This is a genomic window from Nocardia sienata NBRC 100364 (assembly GCF_001613205.1).
GTDB lineage: Bacteria > Actinomycetota > Actinomycetes > Mycobacteriales > Mycobacteriaceae > Nocardia > Nocardia sienata.
The window spans coordinates 57,901-65,225 of sequence record NZ_BDBX01000032.1 but is presented as its reverse complement, the minus strand read 5'-3'; the positions used below and the strand labels follow the sequence as shown (position 1 = coordinate 65,225).

At 69.1% G+C, this 7,325-nt stretch carries 7 protein-coding genes; 6 read left to right on the top strand and 1 reads right to left on the bottom strand.

What is annotated here, in order from left to right:
• Positions 1-268: 268 nt before the first annotated feature.
• Positions 269-1,213, bottom strand: a complete 945-nt coding sequence (locus tag NS4_RS18160; RefSeq protein ID WP_063060717.1) for an HpcH/HpaI aldolase/citrate lyase family protein — start codon at positions 1,211-1,213, stop codon at positions 269-271.
• Between the two features lie 54 nt (positions 1,214-1,267).
• On the opposite strand from NS4_RS18160, the gene NS4_RS18155 reads away from it, so the two are divergent.
• The 6 genes from NS4_RS18155 to NS4_RS18130 all read left to right on the top strand — a co-directional run bounded on the left by NS4_RS18155 (position 1,268) and on the right by NS4_RS18130 (position 7,317).
• Positions 1,268-2,548 (top strand): magnesium transporter MgtE N-terminal domain-containing protein, encoded by a 1,281-nt coding sequence (locus NS4_RS18155; protein ID WP_063060716.1) that lies wholly within the window; start codon positions 1,268-1,270, stop codon positions 2,546-2,548.
• Positions 2,545-3,153, top strand: coding sequence for a DUF1003 domain-containing protein (locus NS4_RS18150; RefSeq protein ID WP_063060715.1), 609 nt, complete (start codon positions 2,545-2,547; stop codon positions 3,151-3,153). Before NS4_RS18155 ends, NS4_RS18150 begins: the two co-directional genes overlap by 4 nt.
• 144 nt (positions 3,154-3,297) lie before the next feature.
• Positions 3,298-4,689, top strand: a complete 1,392-nt coding sequence (locus NS4_RS18145; RefSeq protein WP_245665504.1) for a lytic transglycosylase domain-containing protein — start codon at positions 3,298-3,300, stop codon at positions 4,687-4,689.
• A 277-nt stretch (positions 4,690-4,966) separates the two neighbouring features.
• Entirely contained in the window at positions 4,967-5,821 is an 855-nt protein-coding gene (locus tag NS4_RS18140) for a lytic transglycosylase domain-containing protein (protein WP_063060714.1), read from the top strand.
• 19 nt (positions 5,822-5,840) lie between these two features.
• Entirely contained in the window at positions 5,841-6,977 is a 1,137-nt protein-coding gene (locus NS4_RS18135; protein ID WP_063060713.1) for an Mrp/NBP35 family ATP-binding protein, read from the top strand.
• A 19-nt stretch (positions 6,978-6,996) separates the two neighbouring features.
• Complete coding sequence (locus NS4_RS18130) at positions 6,997-7,317, top strand: DivIVA domain-containing protein (protein WP_063060712.1); 321 nt, start codon at positions 6,997-6,999, stop codon at positions 7,315-7,317.
• Positions 7,318-7,325 lie beyond the last annotated feature (8 nt).

Below are 7,325 nucleotides of genomic sequence, written 5' to 3'. Positions count from 1 at the left end.
AATAAACACAGCACCTTCACGAGCAGGCCCACACCCTGCCTTCACCAGCGAGTCCGCCACCGACAAGCGAGCATTTTCGGTGCCCACCGCCCGGCCTCTCGCCTCCTCAGGGCAGGGATCCCGGGTCGGCTCATGGGCTCCAACAGCCGAGCCGCAGACCCTTGTGCCCGGGGTTCACTGGGCGCTGGTTCGACAGCATCGTGCGCCAGGCATCACCGACGCTTCCTCGACCACGCGACTCCGGTCGCGGCCCCACCGGACGAACTCCTTACTCCGGTGGCGTGAAGGTGGACGTCCGTTTCATCCCCGCTGCCCGCCCCTTCTCGGCGATGACCACCGCCATTTTCGCGCTGGCCTCGTCGATCATCTCGTCGCCGAGCATCACCGCGCCGCGGGCGCCACCGGCCGCGGAGGTGTGAAAGGCGTAGGCCTCCAGGATGAGTTCGGCGTGGTCGTAGTCCGCTTGCCGGGGGCTGAAGATCTCGTTGGCCGCGTCGACCTGGCTCGGGTGCAGTACCCATTTTCCGTCGAAGCCCAGGGCGGCGGTGCGGGCGGCGGCGCGCCGGAAGCCGTCGATATCGCGGATCTGCAGGTAGGGGCCGTCGATGGCCTGCAGACCGTGGGCGCGTGCGGTGAGCAGGATGGTCATCAGGATGTGGTGGTAGGCGTCGCCGGTGTCGTAGCCCTCGGGCTGTTCACCGACGACGAGGGTGCGCATATTGATGCTGGCCATGAAGTCGGCCGGGCCGAAGACCAGGGTCTGTACCCGGGGGCTGGCCGTGGCGATCTCGTCGATATTGCGCAGACCCAGCGCGTTCTCGATCTGCGGTTCGATACCGATGCGGCCGGGTTCGAGCTCGTTGGCCCGTTCCAGCTGGCTCAGCAGCAGATCCAGCGCGCGCACCTGACCGCCGTCGGTGACCTTGGGCAGCAGGATCGCGTCGAGTGCGGTACCGGCGCCGTCGACGACCGAGATCACATCCGCGTAGGTCCACTGCGTGGTCCAGTCGTTGACCCGCACCACCCGCAGCTGCTCACCCCAGCCGGAGTCGTTCAGGGCGGCCACGATATTCGCGCGGGCCGCGGCCTTGGCCTCGGGTGCGACCGCGTCTTCGAGGTCGAGAAAGACTTCGTCGACCGGCAGGCCCTTGGCCTTGGCGATCATCTTGGGATTGCTGCCCGGCACGGCGAGCACGGAACGGCGCGGCTTCATCAACTCTCCTGGGGGTCGGCCCGGTCCGGCCCCGGAACATCTAGCCTGACACCCATGGCAGCTACCAGGGTGTATATCGCCAGGCTGACCGGCCTGGCGGTGCTGGGGCCGGACGGCGAGTCTATCGGTCGTGTTCGCGATGTGGTGGTCGCCGTCCGGTACGACCGGCAGGAACCGCGTGTCCACGGCCTGGTGGTGGAGTTGCCGACCCGGCGCCGGATCTTCGTCCCGATGCTGCGCGTCACCGCCGTCGAACCCGGTTCGGTGAACCTCAACACCGGCAATGTGAGCCTGCGCCGTTTCGCGCAGCGTCCCGGCGAGGTGCTGGCCATGGCACAGATCGTGGACTCGGCGGTACGAGTGGACGACCCCGATCTGCCCGATCTGGCGGGGGTCGATGTGTACGTGGTGGATCTGGGGATGACGCTGACCCGCACCCGGGACTGGCGGGTGGCGCGGGTGGCGGTGCGCGGGCACCGCCGGCTCGGACGGCGGCGCACCGTGCACGTGGTCGACTGGGCTCGGGTGCAGGGACTCACACCGTACGAGCTGGGTCGGCCGGGTCAGGATGTGAGCACGCTGCTCGAGCAGTTCGAGGGTCAGCGCGCCGCCGATGTCGCGCATCTGTTGCGCGAGCTACCGGAGAAGCGGCGGCTGGAGGTCGCGGTGGCGCTCGACGACGAACGGCTCGCCGATGTGGTCCAGGAGTTGTCCGGTGACGATCAGCTGGAGTTGCTGGGCAAGCTCGATATCGGCCGGGCGGCCGATGTGCTCGAGGCCATGGATCCCGACGACGCCGCCGACCTGCTGGGCGGGTTACCGGAGAACGAGGCCGAATCGCTGCTGACGCTGATGGATCCGCAGGAATCGGAACCGGTGCGCCGCCTGCTCGAACATTCCCCGGACACCGCGGGTGGTCTCATGACACCGGAACCGGTGGTCCTGACGCCGTCGACGACCGTCGCGGAAGCGCTGGCCCGGGTCCGCGACCCCGACCTGACACCCGCGCTGGCCTCGATGGTTTTCGTGGTGCGGCCGCCGACGGCGACGCCGACCGGGCGCTATCTGGGTTGTGTGCACTTGCAGCAGTTACTTCGGGAACCTCCCGCGCATCTGGTGGGCGGGCTCCTGGACACCGATCTGACCACCATGCGCCCGGAGGCGCCGCTCACCGCGGTGGCCCGCTATTTCGCCAGCTACAACCTGGTCTGCGGTCCGGTGGTCGACGAGCAGAACCATCTGCTGGGCGCGGTGAGCGTGGACGATGTACTGGACCATCTGCTGCCACGTGATTGGCGTGAGGACGAGCAACTGTTCGAGGGTGTACGGCAGTGACGGACAAGAGCACCGCGAGCCGGGCGGCGGCCTCGGCCCGGCAGCGGCTGGAGACACCGGTGGAATCCCGGTTCCGGTTCGATTGGGACGCAGAGGCGTTGGCGCGCGGCAGCGAACGCATCGCCCGGTTCCTGGGCACCGGACGCTATCTGGCGTTGCAGACAGTGGTGGTGATCGTCTGGATCGCGTTGAACATCTTCTTCATCGCGCTGCGCTGGGATCCCTACCCCTTCATCCTGTTGAACCTCGCCTTCTCCACCCAGGCCGCCTATGCCGCGCCGCTCATCCTGCTGGCGCAGAACCGGCAGGACAACCGCGACCGGGTATCGCTGGAGGAGGACCGGTTACGGGCCGCGCAGACCAAGGCCGACACCGAGTTCCTGGCGCGCGAATTGGCCGCCCTGCGGCTCGCGGTGGGCGAGGTGGCAACCCGCGACTATCTGAGGCGGGAACTGGACGAGATCCGCGACGCACTGGATCGCATCGAGTCGGCGGCAGGTGTGGGCCCGACGCGCCCGGAAAAGTCCACTAAGCCGAAACGCAAGAAAACCTCCGGTCACAAGCCGGTTACGGGCTCGGTTTCATCGCCTGTCGCGGACGAATGACCGGAAATCCGCAATATGCTCCTGACCGGTAGGTAACCTGGATCACGTTGTCCCGAGCACGCCGTCCGGGAATGTCCGGGACGGTTGCTCACCTGTGACATAGAGGAATGGTGGAGCCGAATGCGGATACCTACCCCTGTGGCAATGTCGGCTCTGGTCATGGCGGGCCTGGTAGCGAGCGGTTCGGCCGCCAACACCACCTTCTCGTCGACTCCCCCGGAGGCTCCCGGGGCTCGGCTCACCGCCGATACCGATCGCCTCGAAGACCCCGGCGGGACCACGGACGCGCCACTGCCCCAGACACTCGGAATGCTGCCGGTAGAACGCTCTACACCCCGGAAACTCCGCGCACTCAGTCCCGCCCCCGCCGACGGGATCCCGCCCTTCGGCGGCATCGTCCCGCTGCAGACCATCGATCTGCCCCAGGGCAATGGCGCGCTCGGCATTCCGGAGATCGTGCTCGCGGCCTATCGCAATGCCGAACTGGCCCTGCAGTCCTCGACGCCGGGATGCGGTGTCACCTGGAATCTGCTGGCCGGAATCGGCCGGATCGAATCCGGCCACGCGAGCAACGGCCGCACGGACGCCGCCGGTACCACCAACCCGCCCATTTTCGGTCCGGCACTGGACGGCACATTGCCCGGCAACGAGGTCATCCGCGCGGCCGACGGCGGGTACGTCCGGGCGCTGGGGCCCATGCAGTTCCTGCCGAGCACCTGGTCTCGCTACGCCGCGGACGGCAACGCCGACGGGCGTGCCGATCCGCACAATGTCTTCGACGCCGCGCTCGGCGCCGGGAAATATCTGTGCTCGGGTGGCCTGAATCTGCGTGACCCGCAACAGGAGCTGCGAGCGGTGCTGCGCTACAACAACTCCATGTCGTATGCGGCCAATGTCCTGAGCTGGTCGGCGGCCTACCGGACCGGCGGCCGGCCCGCCCCGGTCACCATCTCCCCCGATCTCGTTCCGCCGGGCAGCACCCCGGCCGAATTCCCCCCCGGGCCAACGGATCTGCTTGCCGCGCAGACCGAGAACCAGGTCCCGCCGCCCCCGCCGTCGCTACCGGCGCAGACGCCGCGGCCCGCGCCCATGATCCGGATCCCGGGCCTGCCCCCGATCCCGTGCGGACTGCTGTGCCCGCCCGCTCCGGGGGCCCCGAAGGTCGGCGAGGCGCTGCCCGATCCGGCTCCGGTCGTCCCGGACGGGCCCGCGGGCCGTACCGGTCCGGTGGCTCCGGCCCCCGCGCCCGGGGACCCGGCGGTACCGGAGCCCGGCGACCCGTCCGCACCGGCACCGGCCGAATCCGCACCCGCCGAACCGGCGCCCGCCGAGAACGGGAACCCGCCCGCCCCCGCACCTGCACCTGCACCGCCGGTGCCGCCGTCGATCACGCTTCCGGGCGGGATCGTCATCCCGCTGCCGATCGGGCTCGCCCCGGCTCCCGCTGCGGCTCCGCCCGCGCCGGCGGATACCACGCCGGCGGCACCCGAACCCGCGGCGGTGGCGACATCGCCGGAGACTGCTCCGCCCGCCTGAACAGGCGGTTCCACCCGAAACGGAAGGCTCTCACCCGTGCCGGACCAGCGGGCCGGCCGATCGGCCGGGCACGCCTGGCCGGCCCACCGGCCGGGCGGGGCGCGGTACGAGTTGTGAAGCGCCGCCGCCGCTTCCCTTTCCCATCCGCGCGGAAATAATGGTCACGGAGGGGTAACAAACAGATCTCGGATGCGGTATCGTCGACACAACAGGTCACGGACCGGCAACGAACTACTCGTGACCGCAGGCTGTGCGTTGAGATGAAGGGCTTGAGTACGTGGGGCGTCACCGTAAACAGCAACCTGCCACCGTTTCCCGTAGCTCGGTGATCGCACTCACCGGTCTGGTTCCGGCCGGAGTCGTGGCCACCAACGCCGCGGCGGTGGTCACCGATCCGACCGCGGCCTCGGTGGCCATGCAGGTGTCGGCACTCGGCGCCGCCCCCGCGCAGCCCGCGGCACCCGCCGTCGCCGTCGACCCCACCGCGATGCACGCCATGGCCAAGCAGTCGCCCGAGGCGCGCGTCGAGGTGAAATCGGTCGCGCTGGATCCGAACCGTCCCCGCAACGATCTCCCCGTGGCCGCCTCGGGTATCCCCGGTATCGCCGAGGCCGCCTACATCGGCGCCGCGGAAATCCTGGCCGAGGAGAATCCCGACTGCAATATGCCGTGGACCATGCTCGCCGGTATCGGCCGGGTCGAATCCACCCATATGAACAACGGCCGGGCCGATGCCGACGGTAATGCTCTGGCCCCGGTGTTCGGCCCCGTGCTGGACGGCAGACTGTCGGGCAACAATGTCATCCACGATTCCGACGGCGGCGCGCTGGACGGCTTCAGCGGCTACGACCGCGCGGTCGGCCCCATGCAGTTCCTCCCGGAGACCTGGACCAGTTTCGCCGCCGACGGCAACCGCGACGGCATCTCCGACCCGCAGAACTACTACGACGCCACGCTGACCGCCGGCAAGTACCTGTGCTCCGGTGGCCTGGACATGAGCGATCCCGCCCAGCAGACCAGGGCGATCCTGCGCTACAACAACTCGATGGCCTACGTGGCGAACGTGATGGCCTGGGAGCAGTCGTACCAGACGGGTATCGCACCGCGGCCCGCGGAACTGCCCAAGATCTGACCGCACTACCATCGGCAACATGCCAGTGGTAACGGAAGCGGAGGTGCGGGGCGCTCTCGCGAAGGTCGACGACCCGGAGATCCGCAAACCGATCACCGAACTGGGCATGGTGAAGAGCATCCGGATCGAACCGGACGGCAATGTGCACGTCGAGGTCTACCTGACCACCGCCGGCTGCCCGTTGCGTACCGAGATCACCCAGCGGGTCAGTACCGCGGTCGCCGATGTCCCCGGTGTGGGCGCGGTCTCGGTCGATCTCGATGTGATGAGCGACGAGCAGCGCACCGAACTGCGCAAGCAGCTGCGCGGCGATTCCGCCGAGCCGGTCATCCCCTTCGCCCAGCCCGGTTCGCTGACCCGTGTGTACGCGGTGGCCTCCGGGAAGGGCGGCGTCGGTAAATCCAGTGTGACGGTCAACCTGGCGGCGGCGCTCGCCGACCGCGGCCTGTCTGTAGGGGTCCTCGACGCCGATATCTACGGCCACTCGATCCCGCGCATGCTCGGTACCAGCGCCCGGCCGACCCAGGTCGAGCGGATGATCATGCCGCCGGTCGCGCACGACGTGAAGATGATCTCGATCGCACAGTTCACCCAGGGCAACACCCCGGTGGTGTGGCGCGGTCCCATGCTGCACCGGGCCCTGCAGCAGTTCCTCGCCGATGTGTTCTGGGGCGATCTGGACGTCCTGCTGCTGGATCTGCCGCCCGGCACCGGCGATGTGGCGATCTCCATCGCTCAGCTGATCCCGAACGCCGAGATCCTGGTCGTCACCACCCCGCAGATCGCAGCCGCCGAGGTCGCCGAGCGCGCCGGCGCCATCGCGCTGCAGACCAGGCAGCGGATCGCCGGTGTGGTGGAGAACATGTCCTGGTTGGACCTGCCCGACGGCACCCGGATGGATCTGTACGGGTCCGGTGGCGGTCAGGCGGTGGCCGACCGTCTCACCCGGGCGGTGGGCGCGGAGGTGCCGCTGCTGGGTCAGATCCCGATCGAACAGGCGCTGCGCGAAGCCGGTGACGAGGGCACGCCCATCGTGTTGAAGGACCCGGAGAACCCGTCGGCGGTGGCCCTGCGGGCGGTGGCGGACAAGCTCGCGATCCGCCGGCGCGGCCTGGCCGGTATGTCGCTGGGTATCGACACCACCCGTCATCTCTGAGCGCACATAGACTCGATCCATGCTCACCCTGCTGCTGTACGTCGTGATCGTCGGTTTGGTGGCCGCAGTCCTGTTCCTCCTGGCCAGTGCCCTGTTCGGGCGGTCGGAGGAGCTGGGTCCGCTCCCCGAGGGGACCACGGCGACGGTGCTACCGGTGGAGGGCATCAGCGGCGCGGATGTGCGGGCGCTGCGCTTCCAGCAGGTGGTTCGCGGGTACAAGGCCGGCGAGGTCGACTGGGCGCTGGCCCGGCTGGCCGCCCGGATCGACGAGTTGCAGGGTCAGCTCGCCGAGGCCCGCGCGGCCGGTGCCGCCTCGCAGCACGGTCCGCAGCAGCCGTGACCGGGTCC

Coding starts and splice junctions, on each gene's coding strand:
- NS4_RS18160 (WP_063060717.1), bottom strand. CDS start 1,213: ATGAAGCCGCGCCGTTCCGTGCTCGCCGTGCCGGGCAGCAATCCCAAG.
- NS4_RS18155 (WP_063060716.1), top strand. CDS start 1,268: ATGGCAGCTACCAGGGTGTATATCGCCAGGCTGACCGGCCTGGCGGTG.
- NS4_RS18145 (WP_245665504.1), top strand. CDS start 3,298: ATGTCGGCTCTGGTCATGGCGGGCCTGGTAGCGAGCGGTTCGGCCGCC.
- NS4_RS18135 (WP_063060713.1), top strand. CDS start 5,841: ATGCCAGTGGTAACGGAAGCGGAGGTGCGGGGCGCTCTCGCGAAGGTC.
- NS4_RS18130 (WP_063060712.1), top strand. CDS start 6,997: ATGCTCACCCTGCTGCTGTACGTCGTGATCGTCGGTTTGGTGGCCGCA.